The 25,183-nt window shown below is 59.3% G+C and carries 19 protein-coding genes and 1 tRNA gene; 14 read left to right on the top strand and 6 right to left on the bottom strand.

Annotated elements, in window-relative coordinates; all coding sequences use genetic code 11:
• Nucleotides 1–7: 7 nt before the first annotated feature.
• Nucleotides 8–1,189, top strand: coding sequence for an NAD(P)/FAD-dependent oxidoreductase (locus F617_RS0102085; RefSeq protein ID WP_019564289.1), 1,182 nt, complete (start codon nt 8–10; stop codon nt 1,187–1,189).
• A gap of 110 nt (nt 1,190–1,299) precedes the next feature.
• On the opposite strand, the gene F617_RS0102080 is transcribed toward F617_RS0102085, so the two are convergent.
• Nucleotides 1,300–1,647 carry a hypothetical protein gene (locus tag F617_RS0102080; RefSeq protein WP_026330631.1) on the bottom strand — a complete coding sequence of 116 codons (348 nt, stop codon included), beginning with the start codon at nt 1,645–1,647 and terminating at the stop codon, nt 1,300–1,302.
• Nucleotides 1,648–1,730: 83 nt separating this feature from the next.
• Between F617_RS0102080 and F617_RS0102075 the strand changes: the two genes are divergently transcribed.
• Nucleotides 1,731–2,603 carry a LysR family transcriptional regulator gene (locus F617_RS0102075; protein WP_019564287.1) on the top strand — a complete coding sequence of 291 codons (873 nt, stop codon included), beginning with the start codon at nt 1,731–1,733 and terminating at the stop codon, nt 2,601–2,603.
• Between the two features lie 6 nt (nt 2,604–2,609).
• Here the strand turns inward: F617_RS0102075 and F617_RS0102070 are convergent, their stop codons facing one another.
• Both F617_RS0102070 and aceA read right to left on the bottom strand, forming a co-directional pair.
• Nucleotides 2,610–2,867, bottom strand: coding sequence for a hypothetical protein (locus F617_RS0102070; protein WP_003515151.1), 258 nt, complete (start codon nt 2,865–2,867; stop codon nt 2,610–2,612).
• Between the two features lie 83 nt (nt 2,868–2,950).
• Nucleotides 2,951–4,240 (bottom strand): isocitrate lyase, encoded by a 1,290-nt coding sequence (gene aceA / locus F617_RS0102065; protein ID WP_019564286.1) that lies wholly within the window; start codon nt 4,238–4,240, stop codon nt 2,951–2,953.
• A 254-nt stretch (nt 4,241–4,494) separates the two neighbouring features.
• Between aceA and F617_RS0102060 the strand changes: the two genes are divergently transcribed.
• The 5 genes from F617_RS0102060 (at nt 4,495) to F617_RS0102040 (ending at nt 10,233) form a co-directional block, all read left to right on the top strand.
• Complete coding sequence (locus F617_RS0102060; RefSeq protein ID WP_019564285.1) at nt 4,495–5,910, top strand: short-chain fatty acyl-CoA regulator family protein; 1,416 nt, start codon at nt 4,495–4,497, stop codon at nt 5,908–5,910.
• A 151-nt stretch (nt 5,911–6,061) separates the two neighbouring features.
• The gene (locus F617_RS0102055) at nt 6,062–7,159 is read left to right on the top strand and encodes a polyamine ABC transporter substrate-binding protein (protein WP_003515154.1); all 1,098 of its coding nucleotides are present in this window, start codon (nt 6,062–6,064) and stop codon (nt 7,157–7,159) included.
• 179 nt (nt 7,160–7,338) lie between these two features.
• Nucleotides 7,339–8,496, top strand: coding sequence for an ABC transporter ATP-binding protein (locus F617_RS0102050; RefSeq protein ID WP_019564284.1), 1,158 nt, complete (start codon nt 7,339–7,341; stop codon nt 8,494–8,496).
• An 11-nt stretch (nt 8,497–8,507) separates the two neighbouring features.
• Nucleotides 8,508–9,416, top strand: a complete 909-nt coding sequence (locus F617_RS0102045) for an ABC transporter permease subunit (protein ID WP_003515156.1) — start codon at nt 8,508–8,510, stop codon at nt 9,414–9,416.
• Nucleotides 9,417–9,420: 4 nt separating this feature from the next.
• A complete protein-coding gene (locus F617_RS0102040) occupies nt 9,421–10,233 on the top strand; it encodes an ABC transporter permease (protein WP_019564283.1) in 813 nt (270 codons plus the stop codon).
• 311 nt (nt 10,234–10,544) lie between these two features.
• On the opposite strand, the gene F617_RS0102035 is transcribed toward F617_RS0102040, so the two are convergent.
• Both F617_RS0102035 and F617_RS0102030 read right to left on the bottom strand, forming a co-directional pair.
• Entirely contained in the window at nt 10,545–12,203 is a 1,659-nt protein-coding gene (locus F617_RS0102035; protein ID WP_034501762.1) for an iron ABC transporter permease, read from the bottom strand.
• Between the two features lie 85 nt (nt 12,204–12,288).
• Entirely contained in the window at nt 12,289–16,041 is a 3,753-nt protein-coding gene (locus F617_RS0102030; RefSeq protein WP_019564280.1) for an ATP-binding protein, read from the bottom strand.
• Between the two features lie 361 nt (nt 16,042–16,402).
• Between F617_RS0102030 and F617_RS0102020 the strand changes: the two genes are divergently transcribed.
• The 3 genes from F617_RS0102020 to F617_RS0102010 all read left to right on the top strand — a co-directional run bounded on the left by F617_RS0102020 (nt 16,403) and on the right by F617_RS0102010 (nt 19,014).
• A tRNA-His gene (locus F617_RS0102020) sits at nt 16,403–16,479 on the top strand.
• Between the two features lie 166 nt (nt 16,480–16,645).
• Nucleotides 16,646–18,277, top strand: coding sequence for a Ppx/GppA phosphatase family protein (locus tag F617_RS0102015; RefSeq protein ID WP_026330628.1), 1,632 nt, complete (start codon nt 16,646–16,648; stop codon nt 18,275–18,277).
• Nucleotides 18,274–19,014, top strand: coding sequence for an RlmE family RNA methyltransferase (locus tag F617_RS0102010; RefSeq protein ID WP_003515161.1), 741 nt, complete (start codon nt 18,274–18,276; stop codon nt 19,012–19,014). The genes F617_RS0102015 and F617_RS0102010 overlap by 4 nt, the downstream gene beginning before the upstream one ends.
• Here the strand turns inward: F617_RS0102010 and F617_RS0102005 are convergent, their stop codons facing one another.
• Complete coding sequence (locus F617_RS0102005; protein ID WP_003515163.1) at nt 19,015–20,412, bottom strand: MDR family MFS transporter; 1,398 nt, start codon at nt 20,410–20,412, stop codon at nt 19,015–19,017.
• Between the two features lie 193 nt (nt 20,413–20,605).
• On the opposite strand from F617_RS0102005, the gene F617_RS0102000 reads away from it, so the two are divergent.
• The 4 genes from F617_RS0102000 (at nt 20,606) to adhP (ending at nt 25,091) form a co-directional block, all read left to right on the top strand.
• Nucleotides 20,606–21,607: an MBL fold metallo-hydrolase gene (locus F617_RS0102000; RefSeq protein WP_026330627.1), complete on the top strand. Its 1,002-nt coding sequence runs from the start codon at nt 20,606–20,608 to the stop codon at nt 21,605–21,607.
• A 284-nt stretch (nt 21,608–21,891) separates the two neighbouring features.
• A complete protein-coding gene (gene guaB, locus F617_RS0101995) occupies nt 21,892–23,397 on the top strand; it encodes an IMP dehydrogenase (protein WP_003515165.1) in 1,506 nt (501 codons plus the stop codon).
• 114 nt (nt 23,398–23,511) lie between these two features.
• Complete coding sequence (locus F617_RS0101990) at nt 23,512–23,913, top strand: MAPEG family protein (protein WP_003515166.1); 402 nt, start codon at nt 23,512–23,514, stop codon at nt 23,911–23,913.
• 149 nt (nt 23,914–24,062) lie between these two features.
• Nucleotides 24,063–25,091: an alcohol dehydrogenase AdhP gene (adhP, locus tag F617_RS0101985; protein WP_003515167.1), complete on the top strand. Its 1,029-nt coding sequence runs from the start codon at nt 24,063–24,065 to the stop codon at nt 25,089–25,091.
• Nucleotides 25,092–25,183: the final 92 nt, after the last annotated feature.

Genomic DNA, 25,183 nt, shown 5'->3' with positions numbered 1-25,183 from the left:
AGCAACTATGGCAGACAAATGTGACGTGCTGATTTTGGGGGCGGGGGCTGCCGGCATGATGTGCGCCATCCGTGCCGGCCAGCGCGGCCGCTCCGTCATCATCCTCGACCATGCCAAGGCGCCGGGCGAGAAAATCCGCATCTCCGGCGGCGGCCGCTGCAATTTCACCAACATCCACGCCGGGCCGAAGAATTATCTCTCCGCCAACCCGCATTTCGCCAAATCCGCACTTGCCCGTTACACGCCGCGCGATTTCATCGCTCTGGTCGAAAAACATCGTATCGCCTGGCATGAAAAGACGCTTGGGCAGCTGTTTTGCGACGATAGCGCCAAGGACATCATCCGCATGCTGCTTGGCGAAATGCAGGCTGCAAAGGTGAAATTGAGGCTCGAAACCGCTGTTTCTGATGTCGCCCATGATGGCGGCCGGTTTCGCTTGACGACCTCCGGCGGCGTGATCGAGGCGGAAAGCCTTGTGGTCGCAACGGGCGGCAAGTCGATCCCGAAAATGGGTGCGACGGGTTTTGCCTACCAGATCGGCGAGCAATTCGGCCTGTCGCTCATCGAGACGCGCCCCGGCCTCGTGCCACTGACGCTTGATCCTGCGGCACTGGAAAGACTGAGCCCCCTTGCCGGTGTTGCCGTGCCAGCCGAAATTTCCCATGGCAAAACGGCTTTCAACGAAGCACTTCTGTTTACCCATCGAGGCCTAAGCGGCCCCTCAATCCTGCAAATCTCCTCCTATTGGCGGGAGGGCGATACGATCCGCCTGAAACTGGAGCCTGCGCGCGATATCGTCGCCTTGCTAAAGGAAGCGAAACAGAAGAACGGCCGCCAGTCGGCCCAGACCGCTCTTGCGGAAATCCTGCCGAAACGGCTGGCGCAGCATGTCGTCGAAAAATCGGGGCTGACCGGCAACCTTGCCGATATGTCAGACAAGGCTCTGGCGACCCTGGCAAATGAGGTGCAGGACTGGCAGATCAAGCCAGCCGGTTCCGAGGGATATCGCACGGCGGAAGTCACGCTTGGCGGCGTGGATACGACCGGCCTCGATTCCCGCAGCATGGCAGCGAAAACCGTGGCCGGCCTCTATTTCATCGGCGAATGTGTTGACGTGACCGGCTGGCTGGGCGGTTATAATTTTCAGTGGGCCTGGGCCTCCGGTCAGGCAGCAGGTGAATTCGCCTGAAACCGCTCGTATTAACACCTTGTTAACAGGCACGGAGTCATCCTGACAGAATGCCAGCAAAGCCGAATCTCGTTGGGGTTCCGCTGTACATGATGTCATGCTGGAGGCTCTTAACAGGGCATGGGTCGGTTGAGTTTTTCGTCAGGAGCCCGCGCATGAACAGATCCGCACATCGCCGCCCTCGCGCCATTGCTATCGCCCGCGCCGAAAGCGAGAGCAGGCAGTTGGCCTTTCGCCTGACTGCAATCGCAGCTGGTGCCGTGGCTGCCCTGGTCGCCCTTTTTTACTAAGGTCAGGCTCTTCGCTTTCGCCCTTGCAGCAATCGCGGTAAAAAGCCGCCACGGCCAGGATGCCTCGGCCATATCGGCATAGAATTTCTCTTCTTGCCGGATGGCTTCCCGCCGCGTGCGCGGCGTCTGGTTTTCGATGATGGCCAATGCTGAATAAAATACGTGCATGTCACTCTCCATGTTGCGGAGGGCCATGATGCACGCCGTTTTTTGATTTATCTGCGCAAGAAAATGCGCTACGTTTTTCATAAATGAAAAACGTCACTTGGGATTCATACCAACTTTTCCTCGATGTGTCACGCAGCGGCGGCCTTACGGGTGCTGCGGCGCTGACGGGTTTGAGCCCTGCGACTATCGGGCGACGCATGATCGAATTGGAGGAGCGCATTGGCAAGGCGCTGTTCCAGCGCAGCCAGACGGGATACGCGCTGACACCGAATGGCCGCGCGCTGTTTGACCGCCTTCAGGCGATGGAAAACGCGGCAAAGGATATCGAGGGATGGCAAAAGGCGTCGTCGGCCTCTTCCGTCGTGCGCATTGCCGTCGGCACCTGGAATGCCTGGCTGCTTGCAGTAAATTTCTCCGCCATCTGCACGGATCGCGATGATTTCCGCATCGATCTTTTCATCGCCGAACAGAGGGCGTCTTTGGCGCACCGTGAAAACGACATCGGCATTCGCGCTTTCGAGCCCGAGGAACGCAACCTCGCTGCCATAAAGACGGGGGAGGTGGCCTATGCGCCCTACAGGCTGCGCAACGCCGCCGCTTCTGTTGCCGACCGGTGGTTGGCGGTGGCGGAAGAAAACGCCATTTCCGCCTACCTGCGCTGGCCGCATGAAAACCGGCGGGACAATATCGTGGTGACCGTCAACAGGCCGACGGCACTGCTCGATCTGGCACTGGCGGGAGCAGGGGTTGCCGTGCTGCCGTGTTTCGTGGGCGATGCCGATGCGCGGCTGATGCGTGAGGGTGACGAAATCGAAGCGCTTCGTCACAATCAGTGGATCGTCATGAACAATGACGATCGCCACCGCCGCGATATACGGACGGTGGCGGACCGGATGATGCGTCTCATCAAGCGACATTCCGATTTGTACGCCGGACGAAAAAGCCGTCCGGCATGAGCGGTGTCACGCAGCAGCACTTCCCTGCGCAACGATGACCGGGATCAGAAGATCGCCCCAGTTGCCGCCCCCGCCGTGATGGCGGGCTGAGCGGACGAGTTCAACGGAAACACCGGCCTCAACTGCCTTCATGACGGCCTGATTCAGGCGGTGCAGATCGTTGGCCAGCATGCGGATGGCGACCTGTTGATCCTGCGTCATGGCGGAGGACTGCTCCTCGGCGCGTTCCTTGACGTGGGTCTTGATGGGGTTATGGGCATTCATGGTATTTCTCCTCTCTTTATTGGTTGGGGTTCTTGATGCGATTTGCAAGCCCTTCCCGTTCAAGGGAAGGGCAGTTTTCCAGTTTATTCCGCCGCCGGGCGGAACTGGTCGTGCTCGGTGGATTCCTTCATGGCGGTGGTCGAAGACGTGCCGCCCGAGATTGCCAGCGACACGGCGTCGAAGTAGCCGGTGCCGACTTCGCGCTGGTGTTTGGTGGCGGTGTAGCCGTTAACCTCGGCCGCGAATTCCGCTTCCTGAAGCTCGGAATAGGCCGCCATCTGCCGCTCCTTGTAGCCGCGCGCCAGTTCGAACATGCCGTAATTCAGCTGGTGGAAGCCGGCCAGCGTGATGAACTGGAACTTGTAGCCCATCGCCCCGAGCTCGCGCTGGAACTTGGCAATCGTCGCGTCGTCGAGGTGCTTTTTCCAGTTGAACGACGGCGAGCAATTGTAAGCCAGCTTCTTGCCGGGGTGCACCTTGTGCACGCCCTCGGCAAACCTGCGCGCCTGCTCGAGATCTGGCTTGGAGGTCTCGCACCAGATCAGATCGCAATAGGGCGCATAGGCCACCGCACGGGCGATGCAGGGTTCAAGACCGTTCTTCACCTGATAGAAGCCCTCGACGGTGCGGCCGGCATCGTAATCAACGAAGGGCTGGTCGCGCTCGTCAATATCAGAGGTCAAAAGCTTGGCTGCCTCCGCATCGGTGCGGGCGATGACCAGCGTCGGCACGCCCATGACGTCGGCTGCAAGTCGTGCCGCCGTCAGGTTGCGAATATGCGCCGCCGTGGGGATCAGAACCTTGCCGCCGAGATGGCCGCACTTCTTTTCAGATGCCAGCTGGTCTTCGTAGTGAACACCGGCTGCACCGGCCTCGATGAATGCCTTCATGATCTCGAAGGCGTTGAGCGGTCCCCCGAACCCGGCTTCCGCATCGGCAACGATAGGCGCGAACCACGTGTCGACCGAAAGGCCCTTGCCCTCTGCAGTCTCGATCTGGTCTGCCCGTTGCAAGGTGCGGTTGATGCGCTTTGCAAGCTCTGGCGCCGCATTGGCGGGGTAGAGCGATTGGTCCGGATACATGGCGGAGGCCGTGTTGGCATCTGCCGCAACCTGCCAGCCGGAAAGATAGATCGCCTTCAGCCCGGCGCGAACCATCTGCATGGCCTGGTTGCCGGAAAGCGCGCCGAGCGCATTGATGAAATTCTCTTCGTTGATCAGCTTCCACAGCCGGTTGGCACCCATCTCGGCGAGCGAATGGCGGATTTCAACGGAGCCGCGCAGCCGCTCCACGTCGGCGGCGGTATAAGTGCGCTCGATGCCGTCGAAGCGTCCCTGCGGTGCGCCCGGAACAAGGTTGTAAAAATCCGTCATACTTCTCTCTCCCATGACAAATACAGTTTCAGAAACGTGCTATCTTCAACTGTGTGAAGCGCCGTTCGATGTGACTACATTTACATTTTCATGAGTTTGCGCGCCAGAACAAACATAAAAACAGTGACTTGAAAGAGGTTATGCTGTAGTGTGCATGACAGGGTGGAGCTGTAAAATTGTAAATTTTGTAAAAGCCTCATGCCCGGCGATTTTGTAACAGACTTGTATGAGTCTTTCGATGTGAGGTTGAGGCTGTGTCGGAAAACAAGATTTTTGCTGGCCCGCGCGTACGTCGTATTCGCAATGGTCTGGCCCTGACGCAAACGGCCATGGCCGAGGCGCTGGCAATCTCGCCTTCCTACCTCAATCTCATCGAGCGCAATCAGCGGCCGCTGACCGTGCAGCTGCTCTTGAAGCTCGCTTCAGTCTACAAGGTGGATCTGGACGACCTGCAAGGCGAGAGTGCCGGTTCCGCCGGGCAATTGCGCGAGGTCTTCGCCGATCCGCTCTTGGTGGGCGAGGTGCCGTCGCCGCAGGAGCTGATCGAGGTGGCAGATGCCGCGCCCAATGCGGCAAGTGGCGTCGTCAAGCTGTACAGGGCGTATCGGGAACAGGCGCAGCGCCTTTCCGACCTCTCGGATCTTCTGGCGCGCGAAGGGCATGAGACGGCGCTTTCCTCCACCCGACTGCCGATCGACGAGGTGCGGCACGTCTTTGAAAACCGGCCGGCCTATGACCATTTCATCGATGTGGCGGCAGAAGAACTGCACAGGCAATTGTCGGCGGGCGAAGATCTCGCCGCGGGCCTTCGCGCATGGCTTCAGAAAAACCACGGTATCGTGGTCAGAACTCTGCCGGTCCATGCCATGCCCAATCTGCGGCGGCGTTATGACCGCCATTCCATGCGGCTGTTTTTGTCCGAGCGCCTGTCGCAGCCGGATCAGCTCAGGGAAATGGCGATGGAAACCTGTCTTCTGGCGCTTCGCGACGAGATTGGCGCGGAGCTGGAGACGCTTGGCCTGAAGGGGGAGGAGGCGCGGCGCATCGCCCGCTTCGAGCTGGCGCGTTATGCCGCCCACGCCCTGATGATGCCCTATGGTGCGTTTTTGAGTGCCTCCCAGCGCGCGAAATACGATCTCGATGTCCTGCGGTCGCGCTTCAATGTGTCGTTCGAGCAGGCCGCCAACAGGCTCGTCAGCCTGCAACGGCCGACGGCTGCGGCAATCCCGTTCTTTTTGATGGAGACTGACAATGCCGGTAACCGTTTCCGTCTTGCGGGCGCCGGTGGTTTCCCGAGGGCACGGTTTGGTGGCCTCTGTCCGCGTCTTAATATCCACGCAGCTTTTGCCCAGCCGGGGCAGGTGCTGGTGGAGCCGGTGGAGATGCCTGACGGTGACGCCTTCCTGACTGTGTCGCGCACACTTGAAGGCCCGCAGGCCGGTTTCGGCGAAAGGGTGCGGCGAACGGCAGTGCTTCTGGGCTGCGATCTCGCCCAGGCCGGGGAGACGGTCTACGGGGCTGCCGGCGCAGGTGGGCCGACCATTGCCATTGGTCCCTCGTGCCGGCTGTGTGAAAGGCAGGGCTGTCTGTCGCGGGCGGAGGCCCCGCTGACGAGGCCGCTCGGCCTGGACGAAATGGTGACCGGTCTTAGTGTTTTCGACTTCCAGTAGAGGTTTCGCATTACTTTTTTTCCGGTGGAACACATTCGGTTGAAAATGCTGTGCTGCACATTTCCCCCTTGCTCCCTTTTGTTTTCCTTTCTAGTCTCACTAAAAAAGGGGATCACGCTTCCGTCACGAGGATGCGTTAACAGGAGAAATCATGAAAAACCGTTCGCTCCGTTTCACTTTGGCTCTCACGACGGCGCTCGTTGCTGCAGGCTCGGCAATGGCCCAGGAGAAGGTCGTTCACGTCTTTAACTGGTCGGATTATATCGACGAATCGATCCTCACCGATTTCACCAAGGAAACCGGCATAAAGGTCGTTTACGATGTATTCGACAGCAACGAACTCGTGGAAACGAAGCTTCTGGCCGGCAGCTCCGGCTACGACGTGGTGGTGCCGACAGGCCCCTTCCTCGCCCGCCAGATCAATGCCGGTGTTTTCCAGAAACTCGACAAGTCCAAGTTGCCGAATCTGAAGAACATGTGGCCGGATGTCTCCGAGCGTCTGGCGAAATACGACCCCGGCAACGAGTATGCCGTGAACTACATGTGGGGCACAACAGGCATCGGCTATAACGTCGCCAAGGTGAAGGCAGCTCTCGGTGATGTTCCGGTCGACAGCTGGGATATTCTCTTCAAGCCGGAAAATGCCGAAAAGCTGAAATCCTGTGGCATCAATATTCTCGATGCATCGGACGAGACCTTCGCCATCGCGATGAATTACCTCGGCAAGAACCCGGACAGCAAGGAAACGGCCGATCTGGAAGCGGGCGGTGCCGTCTATTCGAAGATCCGTCCCTTCGTGAAGACCTTCAACTCCTCCGCCTATATCGACGAGCTGGCAAATGGCGACAGCTGCATCACGATCGGCTGGTCGGGTGACATTCTTCAGGCGAAAAAGCGTGCCGAAGAAGCCAAGAACGGCGTCGAGGTGAACTACGTCATCCCGAAGGAAGGCACCTATATGTGGTTCGACAACCTTGCCATCCCGGCGGATGCCAAGAATGTCGAGGAAGCTCACACCTTCATAAACTACCTGATGCGCCCGGAAGTCATCGCCAAGGCGTCCAACTATGTTCAGTATGCGAACGGCAACCTTGCCTCGCAGGCACTGATGGATCCGTCGGTTGCCAAGAACCCGGCGGTCTACCCCAATGCCGAGACGATGAAGAAGCTCTTCACCATCTCACCCTACGGACCGAAGGAACAGCGCGTCTTGAACCGTGTCTGGACGCAGATAAAGACCGGTAGCTGATAGCTCCGCGCGCTGGTTGAGAAACGGCCGGCGGGCCTGTTTCTCTAATACCTTGCCGGCAGGTCACGCAACCTGCCGGCGCTGCCCGCCTCATGGCATCGGACCGAAAAGTGTGACGCGGTTTTCGGGAAATCCGATGCTCAAATCTACAAAATCAACGGGATTTGAGGGTAGGGTGAATGGCGAAAACTCTGGGGCCGGTCAAACGCAAATTTAGCCCTTGGGACAATCCCGATGCGGTTCCCTTCATCCGTTTTGAAAACGTCACCAAGCGGTTTGGCGATTTCGTCGCCGTCGATAATCTGACGCTCGATATTTACGAACGGGAGTTCTTTTCGCTGCTCGGTCCTTCCGGCTGCGGCAAGACCACGCTGATGCGCATGCTGGCCGGTTTCGAGGAACCGACCAATGGGCGTATTCTCCTCCAGGGCAAGGATATTTCCGGCGTGCCGCCCTACAAGCGCCCGACCAATATGATGTTTCAGTCCTACGCCCTTTTCCCGCATATGTCGGTGGAGAAGAACATTGCCTTCGGTCTGGAGCAGGACGGTCTGCCCAAGGCAGAAATATCCTCGCGGGTCGAGGAAATGCTGCGGCTCGTCAAGCTCAGCGAGTTTGCCAAGCGCAAGCCGAGCCAGCTTTCGGGCGGCCAGCGGCAGCGCGTGGCGCTTGCCCGCTCGCTTGCCAAGCGGCCGAAGGTGCTTTTGCTGGATGAACCGCTCGGTGCGCTCGACAAGAAGCTGCGCGAGGAAACCCAATTCGAGCTGATGGACATCCAGACCAATCTCGGCCTCACCTTCCTGATCGTCACCCATGACCAGGAAGAGGCAATGACGGTGTCGGACCGGATCGCGGTCATGGACAAGGGCATTGTGGTGCAGGTGGCAACACCTGCCGAGATCTACGAGGCGCCGAACAGCCGTTACGTGGCGGATTTCATCGGCGACATCAATATTTTCGACGCCAATGTCGTCACTAACGCGTCCGATATCGGCAAGCCGGGACTGGTGACACTCGATTGCGACGGGCTGACAGTTGCGGTGGAGCAGGAATGCGCCGCTGTCACCGGAAGCCGGGTTTCTTTCGCCATCCGCCCGGAAAAGGTCCGCATCTCGCTCGATCAACCCACCGACAGTGCCGTCAATTCCGCTTATGGCGAAGTCTGGGATATCGGCTATCTCGGTGACTTCTCGGTGTTCATCGTCAAGCTTGCCGATGGTCGTGTCATCCGTGCAGCGCAGGCGAATGTCTCGCGTCTCGTGGATCGCCCGATCACCTTTGGCGATATGGTGTGGTTGAACTGGAAACAGGATTCCGGTCTTGTGCTAACGCACTGAGGGAGGCTTTTATGGCGATCACCACTCCTGAAAACCGGCAAAGTCCCTGGCGATGGCTGGTCGTCGCGGTTCCCTATTTCTGGCTGATGCTGTTTTTCGCAGCGCCCTTTTTTATCATTTTCAAAATATCGCTTTCGGATACGGCGATATCCATGCCGCCCTATACGCCAGTCTTCGAAGGGTTTTCGAAGCTTGGCGCGTTCTTCTCGCAGCTGGATTTCGAAAACTACCTGTTTCTGACGGAAGACCCGCTCTACATCGACGCCTATCTCTCGTCGCTGCGCATCGCATTCATCTCCACCTTCCTGCTGTTGCTGATCGGTTATCCCATGGCTCTTGCCATGGCGCGTTCGCCGTCATCCATCCGCCCGACGCTGGTGATGCTGGTCATCCTGCCGTTCTGGACCTCGTTCCTGATCCGCGTTTACGCCTGGATCGGTATTCTGAAGCCCGAAGGTCTGCTGACGGTGCTGTTCCAATGGCTCGGTTTTCTGGGGCCGGACCAGCAGGTCAATATCTTCCGCACCGAGACGGCGATCTTCATCGGCATCGTTTATTCCTATCTGCCGTTCATGGTGCTGCCGCTTTATTCGGCGCTGGAAAAATTCGACAATACGCTTCTGGAAGCGGCGGCCGATCTGGGTTGCCCGCCCTGGAAAGCCTTCTGGAAGATTACCTTCCCGCTGTCTCTGCCGGGCGTGGTGGCCGGGTCGATGATCTGTTTCATCCCGATAACCGGCGAATTCGTCATTCCCGATCTGCTTGGCGGTGCGCAGACGCTGATGATCGGCAAGACGCTCTGGACTGAATTCTTCGGCAACCGCGACTGGCCCCTGGCATCCGCCGTTGCGGTGCTGCTTCTACTGTTGCTGGTGGTGCCCATCGCCATCTTCCAGAACCAGCAGAAGAAAGTCGGGTGAGGCCATGAAACGCGGAAAATTCGACATCACCGTCCTGACCCTCGGTTTTGCCTTTCTCTACATCCCGATCATCATCCTGATCGTCTACTCCTTCAATGCCTCGAAGCTGGTCACCGTCTGGGGCGGATTTTCGCTGCAATGGTACAAGTCCATGTGGTCGAACCAGGGACTGATGGATGCAGCCTGGGTGACGCTTCGTGTCGGTATTTTGAGTGCCACCATCGGCACCATCCTCGGAACGCTGGCGGCGCTGTCTCTGACGCGCTTTGCGCGCTTTCCGGGACGCGTGCTGTTTTCGGGCATGATCTATGCGCCGCTCGTCATGCCGGAGGTCATTACCGGTCTGTCGCTGCTTTTGCTGTTCGTGGCCGTCGGGGTGGATCGCGGCTTCTGGACGGTGGTCATCGCCCACACCACCTTCACCATGTGTTATGTGGCAATCGTCGTGCAGTCGCGTCTGTTGACCTTTGATCGCAGCCTTGAGGAAGCAGCGCTCGATCTCGGTTGCCCGCCGGTCAAGACCTTCTTCAAAATTACCCTGCCGCTGATCTTCCCGGCCGTCATCGCCGGCTGGATGCTGGCGTTTACGCTGTCGCTCGATGATCTCGTGATCGCAAGTTTCGCCACCGGTCCAGGTGCGACGACGCTGCCGATCAAGATTTATTCGCAGGTTCGTCTTGGTGTCACACCTGAGATCAACGCCATCTGCACGATCCTTATCGGGCTTGTCACAATCGGCGTGATTGTCGCTTCCATCGCCTCCAAACGCACGGAACTCCAGCGGATGAAGGACGAACACGCAGCCACGCGCAACTGATCGAATATTCCTCTCCGATTTCTACGCGTTACTGTTGAGGCGTCGATAAAATTAGAAACCTGTAATTTAGTTTTTGACTTTTACGGTCTCAAAATAGGAATTATCGTCGGTAATTGATCGATTTTGGTTTTAACCGCTTGTTAATAGGAGTTGGCGGAAAGTAAATCCCAACGCAGGGCTGTCAAACTTTAGATAGCCGGGATTGATAATTTCCATATGGCGAGGTTGTCCCCCTTTCTCTCGTTAAAAAAGCACAACTAATACAGGCGGCCGAGAGGCCGCCTTTCTTTTTGCCGCCATGCGGGTTGCCTTCAGCGGTTTTCCGGATGATCCATCGATTTCGACACGAGAAGCACGGGGATAAGCCCGGCAATGATGATGATGATCGCCGGCACGGCGGCATCCTGCACCCTTGAGCGGGACGCGTCTTCATAGACCAGCGTGGCAAGCGTGTTGAAGCCGAAGGGCCGCAGCAGGATCGTCGCCGGCAGCTCCTTCATGGATTCGATCAGTACCAGAAGAAAGGCTGTCAGCGCCGCAGGCCGCATATTCGGCAGCAGCACCTTGAACAGTGTCTGCAACCGGTTGCGCCCAAGCGTTCGCGAGGCCATGTCGATATGCGGCGAGAGCTTCTGGAACCCGGCATCAAGCGTTCCCTCCGCCATGGTCATGAAGCGCACGGAATGGGCGTAGATGATGGCGAAGGCAGTGCCTGACAGCAGCAGGCCGCTCGAAAATCCAAAGTGGGAGCGGACAAACCCGTCGACGTGATTGTCGAGACCGGCCAGGGGAATGAGCACGCCGATGGCGAGCACCGTTCCCGGCACGCCATATCCCATGGAGCCAAGTCGCGCGGCCACCTTTGACGTGCGCGAGCGCTCGGTGCGGATGGCATAGGAAAATACGAAAGCCGCAATCAGAGTGACGAAGGCGGCGGAAAGCGAGACCTCAAGACTGTGACCGAGTGCTTTCAGCAGTTTCGGCGCAAACAGCGCATCCAGCCTTTTCGCGGCGTAACCGCCAAGAACGATGACGGGAATGAGGAAACCACTCGCCACGGGAACGATGCAGAAGAGGCTCGCAGACCAGCGCCGCCAGCCGCGAAGGCTTTTCAACCGGTGGCGTTGCGCCATGGTCGTGGCTTTTGGAGCGGCAAAGCGCTGTTTTTCGCGGGCATTGCGTTCGATGAAGATCAACGCACCAACGATGAGCAGAATGACGGCGGCGATCTGTGTCGCATTGGCAAGATTGCCGCGATTGAGCCAGGTCTCGTAAATCGTGAAAGTCAGCGTCTGGACACCGAGATATTCGACAGCGCCAATATCGTTCAGCGTTTCCATCAGGACCAGCGAAAGACCGATGGCGATCGCCGGCCGCGCCATCGGCAATTGAACGGAAAAGAATACACCAAGCGGTTTCGCACCAAGCGTGCGCGCAGCTTCGGCCGCAAACCGTCCCTGCATGGAAAAGGCGGCGCGGGCCGAGAGATAGACATAAGGGTAAAGCACCGAACTCAGAACCACCACGGCGCCGCCAAGCGAGCGTACGTCCGGAAACCAGTAGTCGCGGATGCTGTGATAGCCGAAGGCGGCGCGAAGGGCGCTTTGTACCGGGCCGGTGAAATCGAGGAACTCGCCGAAAGCATAGGCTGCCAGATACGAGGGAATGGCGAGCGGCAGGACAAGTGCCGCCGACAATACCCGCCGCAAAGGGAATTCGAATGTGGTGACGAGCCAGGCGCAGACAATGCCGAAGAATGCCGTCGTTGCGGCCGTCATCGCCAGCAGCAGGAAGGTGCGCAACCCGGCGCGCGGCAGAACATTGGCTAGAAGGTGTTGCCATCCTTCCGTGCTGCCGGTCAGCGCCAGCCAGAAGACTGCCAGAACAGGCATGGCGGCGATCGCTGCGACGATGACCGCCGTGATGGGCAACAATGAAACGCGTCTTGTTGCCGGAATGGAAACCGTCATGGAAATGCCAGCCTGATGTCCTGCGAAAGCCTCAACCGGCTGTCCGTTTAGCCGGCGGTTCCCGCATTGCTACGCCCGCATGGCCTCAGTTGGCAAGAACCCGCTGCGACGGAAAGGTAATTTCCACCAGCGTTCCCTCGTTCGGTGTCGAGGTGATGGAGAAGTTCGCCCGGTTGGCGTCCACCATCGCCTTGGTCAAGGGAAGGCCGAGCCCGGTGCCATCGCCGCGCACGCGCTTGCCCGATGACGCCACCTGCCGGAACGGCTTCATGGCCTGTTCCAACTCAGCTCGGGTCATGCCGATGCCGGTGTCGCGGATACGCAGCGCGACGCTGCCATTGGCCTCATAGGCGGTGGAAACCACGATCTGGCCGCCTGATGGCGTGAAGCGGATGGCGTTCGACAGGATGTTGAGCACGATCTGCTTGATCGAGCGCAAGTCGGCAACGATCTGTGGAACGGATTGCGAAAGCGCCGTGCGGATGATGACACGCTGATTGTTGGCCTGCGGTTGCACCAGCGAGACCGCCTCGGCCACCGTCTCGTTAAGCGGAACCGCGATGAAATCGACATCCATCTGCCCGGCTTCGATCTTTGAGATGTCGAGGAGGTCGTTGACGATATCGAGCACATGCCGGCCCGAACGTCCGATATCATTGGAATATTCCACATAACGCGGATGACCGATCGGCCCGAAACGCTCGGTCGCCATCATGTCCGCGAAGCCGATGATGGCGTTGAGAGGCGTGCGGATTTCGTGGCTGACACGCGCAAGAAAATCGGTCTTGTGCGCATTGGCGGTTTCCGCCGCGCGCTTGGCGTTGCGTAACTCTTCTTCCGTGCGCTTCCACTGGGTGATGTCACGGATGACCACGCAATAGCCGTGCGAGGATTTGAGCCGCCCGATCGTCATGAACAGCGGCAGAAAACCGCCGGATGCCTCGCGGCCAATCACCTCGCGGCCATCGTTCAGCACGCTGGCGACACCGTTATTGGCTAGGCCGGAAAGATAGTCCAGCACCGCGCGCTGGCTTTCATGCGCAAACAAGGTGACGAAGGGCTTTCCTGCGATTTCGCCATTGTCGTAGTTGAATAGCGCACTGGCGGAGCGATTGAGCGAACGGATTTCGCCGTCGTCTCCCAAAAGCACCACGCCATCCGTTGCCGTTTCCAGAATGGAATGCAGTTCTTCGACTTCGCCCTGCAATACGGAAACGCTGCCTGCGTCGGCATTCGCCGTTTCGTCCGCTGACGTATTCTCGTTGGCTGCCGTAACCGGTGCCTGCTTTTCTTCCAGCGGAACCAGCGACAGCATCAGCGCCTTGGTGTCTTCCCAGCGGATGGATTGCAGCCGTGCCTTGACCGGAATGATGTCATTTTCGGCGCTGACGACGACCATGCCGCCTTCGTTATCAGGCATATCCTCAAGCTCCTGCCGTTGCAGCAGGGCTTCCAGTCCACCGACCTCGTCCAATTCATCAAGAGAGCCGTAGCCCGTCAGCCGCAGGAAATCCGGATTGGCATGGATCAGCCTGTCACCGGCATGCACCAGCAGTGCCACGGGCATCTGGTCCAGCGTTTCGGCGCTCAGCGCATCGGCGGGGCGCAGCGGTGGGCTAACCATCGCAGCGGCGATATCGGCCGCCGGTACCACCTCGGTGAAGGCGACTGTTTTTTCTTCGATCTGGATTTCATCGGCAGGCTTGTTCGTGGCCGCAGGACGTTCGCCGCGAACATAGTCCGCGAAGAGATCGTCTTCCTCAGCCGGTTCTGCGGCATTAACGTCTTCTTCCAGCACGGGCGGCAGGTCCACCTGTGTTACCGCGTCGATATCGTCTTGGATGTGCTGTGCAGCCGGATCGGTAGAAGGAGCATCTTCTTCCGCCTTCGGGCCCTCGTCTGAAACGGCATCTACGGGTGCCAGCGTCCGGCCGATTTCGCGGAAGGCGGCCTGCTCGCCTGCGGTCAGGCCCTCGCGGGAGCGCCAGCGGCGCTCTTCCAGATGGACGACCTTGTCGGAGTAGGTTGGCTCCGGCTCCGGCTCTGGTTCCGGGGTCGGTACGATTTCCAAGGCCGGCACTTCGAATTCCGGCGGGCTGTAATCGTGGGGCCGCTCTTCGTCCGAAATCTCGGCTGGCGCATCTTCAGCGGCCGGGGTTTCCTCATCGAGCTCATCGAGAAAAGCCAGCAATTCCTCGTCTTCATCCTCGGCAGCCGGCTGCGGCAAAACCTCGGTTTGAAGGATGTCTTCGCCGTGCAGGAAGGTGAGGCCGGTGGCGTGCGGATCCTCTGCGGCATCGGCCAGCCGCACGATGCCGAAACCACGGAAACCGTCAAATTCGCGCGAGCGCGTATAGGTGGGAAGGGCGGCGAGATCGATCGGCACCATCAGGGACGTGCCTTCAACCGGCCAATAGATCGTCTTGCCAGACCAGGTATCACGGCGGCCGAGAAGCTCGCGAATCTTGCCTTCCGGATCGAGATTGAACAGTGCCGCCACATCGGCAAAACTCATGCCTTCGACAGCTGCCGCCTTCGCGCCCACAGCTTCTGCAAATTCGTGCGAGATCGAGCTGAAGCGGCCCTCGGCATCGATTTTCCAGACGAAACGGGATGCACGCGCACCGGCGTTGAAGACAAAAGGCCGGGGTTCGTCGGTCTGTTCCACGGCCGCCGGGGCATCCTCTTCAACGGGTGCAGCGTCCTGCGCCGCTATTGTTTCAGCGACCTCATCTTCCGCCTCTGCGCGCTCCACGTCCGGGGCCTGTTCGGTATGGTCTTCGCTGGAAGCCTGACCAGCTGCCGGAACCTCTGCCTCATCCGCATCCAGTTCGAAGATATCGGCAATATCGTCCGTCATAGCCGCATTCGCAGCCGTATCGGCATCCTCCGGCGGGATATGCGCCGGAGCATCCGTTTCTTCTTTTGCCGCAAGCAATGGCAGGACGGCTTCCTCATCCTGTTCCACCGTCACTTCGTCATCGACGTCGGAAGGCAGTTCCGGCACGTCCTCCACATCTTCTATCCCGGCGACGGCGTCGAGCACGGAATCGAACGAGGCAGCCGTTGCGGCAACAGGCGCGGTCTCGGCAACCGGCAAAGCCGGTTGGGCGGCGGCCGGGTTTTCCTGCGGCTTGTCTTCGGCAAAGCCGTTAACGGGATCGAGCGTCCCGAGCGCGGTTTCGACCACGAACAACAGATTGAGTTCTGGCGATGTTGTGATCTGGCCGGCGGCGGCGGGCATGTAACCCTTGCCGGTCGGCACGGGCCGTTTGACGAGGTGGCCAGCCTGACCTGCGGCCATCCTAACCAGCGTCTTTGCCGTATGCGGCGTGATGCCGAGCGACGCAAACTTGGCCGAAGCGGCAACGACCTCGTTATCGCCATTGATGACAGCGATATGGATATCGGGATCGTCAAAGCCTTCAATCATGCGCCTTGCGCATTCCGCCGTGTCAGGTGCGGCCTGATCGGTGAGGGCGGAAAACAGAATAGCAGGCTGGCCCGGTTCGGCCTCGATGATTTCCGCCTTGGCGGTAACGGCAAGGCTGCGGAAGCCCGCATTGATACGAATGGTAAACGACAGGCTGTCGCCGGTCTTCGAAAGACGCGCCGCCGTCGCGGCCAGCTGCCGGAAGGTCACGTCCTGCCGTTTGGGCCCCTGTTCCAGAAAATCATAGACCATCGGCGTGCCGAACAGCGCTGCACCGCGCCCATTGGCCCAGAGCGCGCTCTGAAGATCGAGCGAGAACAAAGCCATCGCCTCGCCGCGCCCGAAACCTTCGCGCACCCGTTCATGCACTGCGATATCGATAAAGGGATACTGGACGGCGGGCATGTCGAAACCTATTCTGGCACTACCGGACCTTGCGAGGCTTTCGGCTTCCTCATGAAGCTGAAACGTAAACCCGCTGAGGCACCACGTTAACAGAATTTTAAATAACTTCACAGGGCGGCGCGGTCCACCGCCGCCTGAATGAATCGCCAAATAGAGTTAACATGAACAGGCCCGGCGAGACCCGTTCTGGCCCCGTTCCAGATTACAAGCGGTATACCCGGCTATCGACTGTTGCCAGCTCTGGCGCCATGAAAACCGCTTGCCTTTCCAAGCCTTTTTTCGCAAAATTCGCTGAAGGACTTGCAAATAGCGAAAACACCTTTTATGTCACCCCCCGTGGCGCCGGTTCGGCGTTTGATGTGCGGTTGTAGCTCAGTTGGTTAGAGCGCAGGTTTGTGGCACCTGAGGTCGGAGGTTCGAGACCCCCCAACCGTACCATCTCCAATTTCCTAAAATTCCTGAAAATCATTGCAGCGATTTCAAACCCGATTTGGGTTATCGCAAACGCATGTCTTTGCTGCGCGTCGACGGTGCGGTTTCCTCGCTTCCAAAAACCATTTGGCTAAAATCTCTTGCGCTGGTATTGTCCGCCCAACGAAACCTTATGAAAGCCAGCAGCATAGCGTCTACGCTTGTGCGCGGCGAAATGGACAAGACAGTGATCGACCCCGGAAACGGCCCAAAGCCGTCGGAACAAGGGGCGTCGGTGGCAAACAAAGGGAAAGCGAAGCGATCCCGTCGTGGCAAGAAAAACAGGCGTGACGGTAAACCCCGTGACGTTGCTGTGCTGTCGCATGATGTTGCCGCGGATGTTCCGGCCGGTTCCCCCTATGTATCGGCTCTCGAGCCGGATGCCGAACCGCGCAAAAGAAAGCGGCGTCGGCGTTCCCGTGGCAAAGGCACCTCCCATCAGACGCCGCCTGCTGCCAGTGAACAGCCAGAGGCTGTCGTCGCAACGGATGCCACCAATCCATCCTCCGTGCCGCCTGCCGGTGGTCGCAAGTCGCGTAACCGCAAGCGGGCTCACCGTGATCCGCGCAGCCGCGATCCGCAGGGTCGCCCGCTGGTTCCCTCCCATGCGCCCCGACATGTTGGCAAGCAGAACGGTCGCGCCAATGGGACGGCTCAGGAACCGCACCGGCAACAATCCGAAATGTCCGCCCGTCACGGCGCCCGCCATCAAGAGCATGGCTCCGAATTCGCAACGGACATGTATGCGGCGCTCGATCTCGGAACCAATAATTGCCGACTGCTGATCGCGCAGCCGACACGGCCCGGCCAGTTCCGGGTCGTCGATGCCTTTTCGCGCATCGTCCGGCTGGGCGAGGGGCTGGTATCGACCGGCCGTCTTTCAGACGATGCCATGGATCGCGCGGTGGAGGCTCTCAAGGTCTGCTCCTCGAAACTTGCTGGACGCCCGATCAGGCGTATGCGCCTCATCGCCACCGAAGCTTGCCGGGCAGCAACCAATGGCGAGGAGTTTCTGGAGCGGGTTACCCGGGAAACCGGGCTCAAGCTTGAGATCATCAGCCGCGAGACGGAAGCGCGTCTCGCCGTTTCGGGTTGCGCCTCCCTGGTCGGGCGTGAAGCTCGTTCGGTGGTGCTGTTCGATATAGGCGGCGGATCGTCGGAAATCGCGGTCATCAAGGTCGGCGAAAACCGTTCCAACCGGCTCGCCAACCACATCACCCACTGGACATCGTTGCCGGTCGGCGTTGTTACCCTCTCGGAACGCCATGGCGGCCGCAATGTGACGCCGGATGTGTTTGCCGCCATGGTGCGGGAAGTCGAAGGGCTGCTGGATGCCTTCCAGTGCCCGCCTCTGGCGCCACTTGCGCATCACGAGGATTTTCACCTGATCGGAACCTCGGGTACGGTGACGACGCTCGCGGGCGTTCACCTCGACCTGCCGCGCTACGATCGCCGCAAGGTGGATGGCCTCTGGCTTTCAGATACCGAGGTGACGGCGATGCAGGACAAGCTTCTGGCATGGGATTTCGCCGGCCGCGCCGCCAATGCCTGCATCGGTCCTGACAGGGCCGATCTGGTTCTGGCCGGCTGCGCCATCCTCGAGGCCATTCGCCGTCGCTGGCCGGCGCGGCGCATGCGTGTGGCCGATCGCGGGCTGCGCGAAGGCCTGTTGACGGATATGATGGCGGATGACGGCGCATGGCGGCGTAACCGGATAAGGCGCATGCAGATGGCACGGCAGGACAGAACGGAAGGTTTGACATGAGCAAGGCGCCCACAAGCACCAATCGCACCGGCCGAAAGATCGGTCAGAAGGTCAAGAAGACCAAGCTCAAGGCCTCATCGCGCCGCTGGCTGGAACGTCATATCAACGACCCCTATGTGCAGCGCGCCAAGCTTGAAGGCTATCGCGCCCGCGCCGCCTTCAAGCTTCTGGAAATCAACGACAAGCACCAGATCCTGAAGGGTGCCACCCGCATCATCGACCTTGGTGCGGCACCCGGAAGCTGGTCGCAGATCGCTTCTAAGGTTACCGATTCCACGGAGGATGATATCCGCGTCGCCGCTATCGATTTTCTCGAAATCGATCCCATCCCCGGCGTGAAGATCCTGCAGCTCGACTTCCTCGATCCGACCGCACCGGACCAGTTGATGGAGGCCGTTGGCGGCACGCCGGATCTGGTGCTGTCCGACATGGCGGCACCAACCACGGGCCACCAGAAGACGGACCACATCCGCACCATGCATCTGTGCGAAGTCGCGGCCGATTTCGCGGTTCAGGTGCTGGCGGAAGGCGGCCATTTCCTCGCCAAGACCTTCCAGGGCGGCACGGAAAAGGCATTGCTCGACATGCTGAAGAAGAACTTCAAGCAGGTCCTGCATATCAAGCCGGCGTCCTCGCGCTCGGAATCGGTCGAAATGTTCCTGCTCGCCAAGCATTTCAAGGGCCGGACAGCCGAAACGCAGTCCGTTATGCACGTGGATGAGGCGGACGAAGACTAATCATTCTGCCGGTTGCGAGACCTTGCCGCGGTGGCCGGAAACGGCCGCGCCCGCTTGCGCGTCCATGCGGATGATCGGCACGATTGCAAACAGCGAGACCAGCGCCACGATGGTGAAGGCAACGTGGAAATCGGCAAGCTGCAGATGCGAGCCGGATAACATGCTGCTGACTTCCAGGATGGCGGCTGCGAAAGCCACGCCGAGCGCAAGGCTGATCTGTTGCAGCACGGACGCCATCGAAGTTGCCTGACTTGCCTGGCTGTCGTCTATATCGGAATAGCTGAGCGCGTTGGATCCGGTAAAGAAGAAGGAACGGGCAAAGCCCGCCGTGACCAGGCAGATCATGATCAGCGGGTAGGGCGTTTCCGGCGTGAAGAAGCTGTTGGCGAGCGTCGTGAAGGCGCCGACGATGCCGGCTCCGATCAGCGTTGATCTGAACCCCGTTGCGGCAAAGACCCGCTTGGCCATGAATTTCGTGGTGATCGCGCCGATTGCCCCGGCAAAGGTGATCATGCCTGATTGAAACGGGTTGAGCCCGAAACCGATCTGCAACATCAACGGCATCAGGAAGGGAATGGCGCCCGTGGAAATGCGGAAGGCGGTGCCGCCAACGGTGGCCGCCCGGAATGTCGGGTTGCGGAAAATGCGGAAATCCAGAATGGGGGCAGGGTGGTTTGCCGCGTGGCGCACATAAAGAAAGCCGCAGATGAAACCGATGACCGTCGAAGCGATGCCGATGGCGGGCGGCAGTGCCGGAAGGCTGACGACCGACACGCCGAAAACCACGCCCGATGCTGCGAGACCGGATAACACGAAACCCTTGCCGTCCATCGGTGGCGGATTGGTGGTCTCGATTTCCGGCAGGAAGATCGTCGACAGCCAGATGCCGATGACGCCGATGGGCACGTTGATGAGGAAAATCCAGTGCCATGAAAAATAGGTGGTGATGAAGCCGCCGATCGGCGGGCCGGTCAGAGGGCCGACAAGCGCCGGTATCGTCAAAAGCGCCATGGCGGAAACCAGTTCGCTGCGTTGCGTCGTCCGCAGGAGGACGAGGCGGCCAACGGGCGTCATCATCGCCCCGCCCATGCCTTGCAGGAAGCGCGAAACGACGAATTCGAATACCGATGACGAGACCGCGCAGCAGATCGAACCGACGACGAAGACGCCGATGGCGAAACGGAAGATTTTCTTCGCGCCGTATTTGTCGGCCATCCAGCCGCTGATGGGAATGAAGATCGCCAGCGACACCATATAGGCCGTGAGTGCGAGCTTGAGCGTGATCGGACCCACATGAAGATCGGCCGCAATGGCCGGAAGCGACGTTGCGATGACGGTGGAGTCCATCTGCTCCATGAAGAGAGCGACTGCCAGGATCAGGGGAATGATGCGGTTCATGAGGCTGCCTGCGGCTCTCCGCTGCGACAATGGTATCGCAGTTCCTCCTACGCCTGATGGGCCGACTTGCCAACACGTTAATTATCAATTTCTGAAGTTCCGATCAAACCTGCGTGAGGCAGGTTTTCTTGCAACTTTCTCGCTCTATTGTCCGTTGGGCAAAGTGACATTGGCGAGAATCGGGAGAAAAATGATGACTCAATCCTTGAGCATGAGCAGACGCGGCCTTATCGGTGTGGCGGGAGCAAGCGTTCTCGGCGCGCCGCTTCTGATGGCGCGCACCGCAACGGCGCAGACGAACCAGCCGCAAACTTCCATGGAGATCAAACACGCCATGCCGCCTGAAACCAATCGCTTCAAGCTTGGTAATTTCGAAGTGCTTGTCGTGAAGGATGGCGCGCGCGCCGCGCCCAATCCGGGCGAGACCTTCGGCACCGATCAGTCGGCGGAAACCGTCGGCAAGCTGCTGGAAGACAATTTTCTGCCGAAGGAGCAATTCGTCAATTCCTTCTCGCCGGTTCTCGTAAATACCGGCACGGACCTCGTGCTGTTCGACACGGGTTTCGGCGAGTCCGGCCGTGGCGCCGGTAACGGCCGTCTTATCGAAGGCATGGCGGCTGCCGGTTACTCTCCTGACGACGTGACCGTGGTGGTGTTGACCCACATGCACGGCGACCACATTGGCGGATTGATGGAAAAGGGCGCGCCGACCTTCTCCAAGGCGCGTTATGTTTTCGGCCAGGCGGAATATGATTTCTGGACGGACGAGAAGCGGGTTGGCACGCCTGCCGAAGGCGGCCAGAAGGGCGTCATCGCCAACGTCAAACCGCTGGCGGAAAAGGCGACCTTCATAGGCGACGGCGCTGACGTGGTTTCCGGCATCACCGGCATTGCGGCGTTTGGCCATTCGCCGGGCCACATGATCTTCCGTGTCGAATCGGAAGGCAAGCAGCTGATCCTGACGGCTGATACGGCCAACCATTTCGTCCTGTCGCTGCAAAAGCCGGATTGGGAAGTGAAGTTCGACATGGACAAGGCGGCGGCCGCTGCAACCCGCAAGAAGGTCTACGACATGATCGCCACGGACCGGTTGCCGTTCCTCGGCTATCACATGCCTTTCCCGGCTGTCGGTTACGCGGAAAAGCTGGATACGGGGTACCGTTTCGTGCCGAAGTCCTACCAGTTCGACATCTGATGCATATCGCGCAAAAGTGTTAAGCGGTTTTGCGATAAAGACATGCGTAAAAACAAGCAGTTAAAGCGCGTCGTGCGGAACAGGGATCCACAGGACGCTCTTTAACGCCTGCTGCAATGCAGCAACAGAATAAGCCCGGAAGGTCATTCCGGGTTTTTTCTATTTCCTTCCTGTCATGAACGTGTTACCAGCCCTCGCCAACTTCCAAGCAATCCTTGCAGGGCGCCGGGGTGAACTTTTCGTTCCGGGACGGCCACGCATTTTCATTATGAAGGAATTTGGTCATGGCACGCATCATTCAAACACCCACTGGTTTGGACGCCCTCACATTTGACGATGTGTTGCTGCAACCCGGACATTCCGAGGTTATGCCGGGACAGACGAATATCGCCACCCGCATTGCCCGTGATATCGATCTCAACCTGCCGATCCTCTCTTCCGCCATGGACACGGTCACGGAAGGCCGCCTTGCCATCGCCATGGCGCAGGCCGGCGGCATCGGCGTCATCCACCGCAACCTTACCCCCATCGAACAGGCCGAAGAAGTCCGGCAGGTAAAGAAGTTCGAGAGCGGCATGGTCGTCAACCCGGTCACCATCGGCCCGGATGCCACGCTGGCAGAAGCACAGGCTTTGATGAAGGCGCACGGCATTTCCGGCATTCCGGTGGTTGAAAACGGCGGTGCAGGCGGCCACAAGAATGGCCGTCTCGTCGGCATTCTGACAAACCGCGACGTGCGTTTCGCATCCGATCCGCAGCAGAAGATCTATGAACTGATGACCCGCGAAAACCTTGTTACGGTCAAGGAAAGCAGCGTCGATCAGCAGGAAGCGCGCCGTCTGTTGCACAAGCACCGCATTGAAAAGCTGCTGGTGGTGGATGGAAAGGGCAATTGCGTCGGCCTCATCACCGTCAAGGATATGGAGAAGTCGCAGCTCAACCCCAACGCCACCAAGGATGCGCAGGGCCGTCTTCGCGCCGCTGCCGCCATCAGCGTCGGTGCCGATGCCATCGAACGCGCAGAACGCCTCATCGATGCCGGTGTTGACCTTCTGGTCGTTGATACCGCGCATGGCCATTCGCAGCGCGTGCTCGATGCCGTTTCGGTGGTCAAGAAGATGTCGAACTCCGTTCGCATCATCGCCGGCAATGTTGCGACCGCTGACGGCACCAAGGCACTGATCGATGCCGGCGCCGATGGCGTCAAGGTCGGTATCGGCCCTGGTTCCATCTGCACCACCCGTATCGTCGCCGGCGTTGGCGTTCCGCAGCTTGCTGCGATCATGGCCTCGGTCGAAGTGGCCAATGCTGCAGATATTCCTGTCATCGCCGATGGCGGCATCAAGTTCTCGGGCGATCTGGCGAAGGCTATTGCCGCCGGCGCCTCCGCCGTCATGATCGGCTCGCTTTTGGCCGGCACGGATGAAAGCCCGGGCGAAGTGTTCCTCTATCAGGGCCGTTCCTTCAAGGCCTATCGCGGCATGGGTTCCGTTGGCGCCATGGCGCGCGGCTCCGCCGACCGTTATTTCCAGGCGGAAGTGCGCGACACGCTGAAGCTCGTTCCGGAAGGTATCGAAGGTCAGGTTCCCTATAAGGGTCCGGTCTCCGGCGTCCTGCACCAGCTGGCCGGTGGCCTGAAGGCTGCCATGGGTTATGTCGGCGGCGGCACGATCAAGGAATTCCAGGAGCGCGCCACCTTCGTGCGCATTTCCAGCGCGGGCTTGCGCGAAAGCCACGCCCATGACGTGACGATCACCCGCGAAAGCCCGAACTACCCCGGCGCGGTTTGATCTTTCGAACCGAATCCGCAACAACATAGTCTCAGTATTTGGCGCTCCCCGATTCACGCCGGATCGGGGAGCGTTATTGTGATTGGAGGAGAAAGCATGTCACCAACGACCGCAATGTTCTGGCCGATGATAGCCCATGCATTTCTCGTGTTCGTTCTTTACGCCCTACTGCTTTACCGCCGCAAAAAATACACGCTGACGGACCGTGATACCGCGCTCAGATATCGCGATACGGGACAGGAAGGGCGCGAAAGCTATCTGGTCAACCGAAACATTGCCAACCAGTTCGAGCTTCCGGTTCTCTTCCACCCCGTCTGCCTGCTGCTTTATATTACCGACGCGGACAATATCGTTACCGTCGTTCTGGCCTGGCTGTTCGTGATTTCCCGTTATGCGCACTCCTTCGTTCACGTCACCAGCAACCGTTTGCGTTATCGTGCGCCATTGTTCGCGATTGGTTTCGCGCTTCTCGTCTGCCTCTGGGGCTGGCTCGCCATCTGGTTGGCGCTGGAGTGAGATGGCACCGTAAGGTTGCTTCATAAGTGAGACAATCGCGCCTCTAAAATGCTGCGATTTGCGATGGGTCAATTCCGTGACGCCCCATCCCCGGTAGTCTCTGCCTCGCCGTCGAGAATTTCAGGCGAGCAGAGATTAGGGAGTATGTCATGGCTAAAACAATGAAGGCCGCGGTTGTCCGCGCATTTGGCAAACCGCTGACCATCGAGGAAGTGGCGATACCGGATCCCGGCCCGGGTGAAATTCTCATCAATTACAAGGCGACCGGCATTTGCCACACGGACCTGCACGCCGCAACGGGCGATTGGCCGGTCAAACCCAATCCACCATTCATCCCCGGCCATGAAGGCGTCGGCTACGTCGCCAAGATCGGCGCTGGCGTGACCGGCATCAAGGAAGGCGACCGCGCCGGCACGCCGTGGCTTTATACCGCCTGCGGATGCTGCATTCCGTGCCGTACCGGCTGGGAAACTCTTTGCCCAAGTCAGAAGAACTCGGGTTATTCCGTCAATGGCAGCTTTGCGGAATACGGGCTTGCCGATCCGAAATTCGTTGGCCGACTTCCCGACAATCTGGAATTCGGCCCCGCTGCACCCGTGCTCTGCGCCGGTGTCACCGTCTACAAGGGTCTCAAGGAAACCGAAGTGAGGCCCGGCGAATGGGTGGTAATTTCGGGCATTGGCGGGCTTGGTCATATGGCCGTGCAATATGCCAAGGCCATGGGCATGCATGTCGTTGCCGCCGATATTTATGACGACAAGCTGGAGCTTGCGAAAAAGCTGGGCGCGGATTTTACCGTCAACGGTCGGGCGCCGGATGCGGTGGAACAGGTGCAGAAGGCGACCGGCGGCGTCCACGGCGCGCTCGTGACGGCGGTTTCGCCCAAAGCCATGGAGCAGGCCTACGGTTTCCTGCGCTCCAAGGGCACGATGGCACTTGTTGGCCTGCCGCCGGGCTTCATCTCCATTCCGGTTTTCGAAACGGTGCTGAAGCGCATCACGGTGCGTGGCTCCATCGTCGGCACAAGGCAGGATCTGGAGGAGGCGCTTTCCTTCGCTGGTGAAGGCAAGGTAGCCGCCCACTTCTCCTGGGACAAACTCGAAAACATCAACGACATCTTCCGTCGCATGGAAGAGGGCAAGATCGACGGCCGTATCGTCGTGGACCTTGCCGCCTGAGACAGATGACCAGCGGCGGCGCTCACGCAAAAGTGTGCCGCCGCTTGTTCACCGAGTAGCAATCTGCGCTATCCTCCCTGTGCATCTGCGCG

It is taken from the genome of Agrobacterium sp. 10MFCol1.1, assembly GCF_000381165.1.
Taxonomy (GTDB): domain Bacteria; phylum Pseudomonadota; class Alphaproteobacteria; order Rhizobiales; family Rhizobiaceae; genus Agrobacterium; species Agrobacterium tumefaciens.
This window is presented reverse-complemented; position numbering and strand designations above follow the sequence as displayed.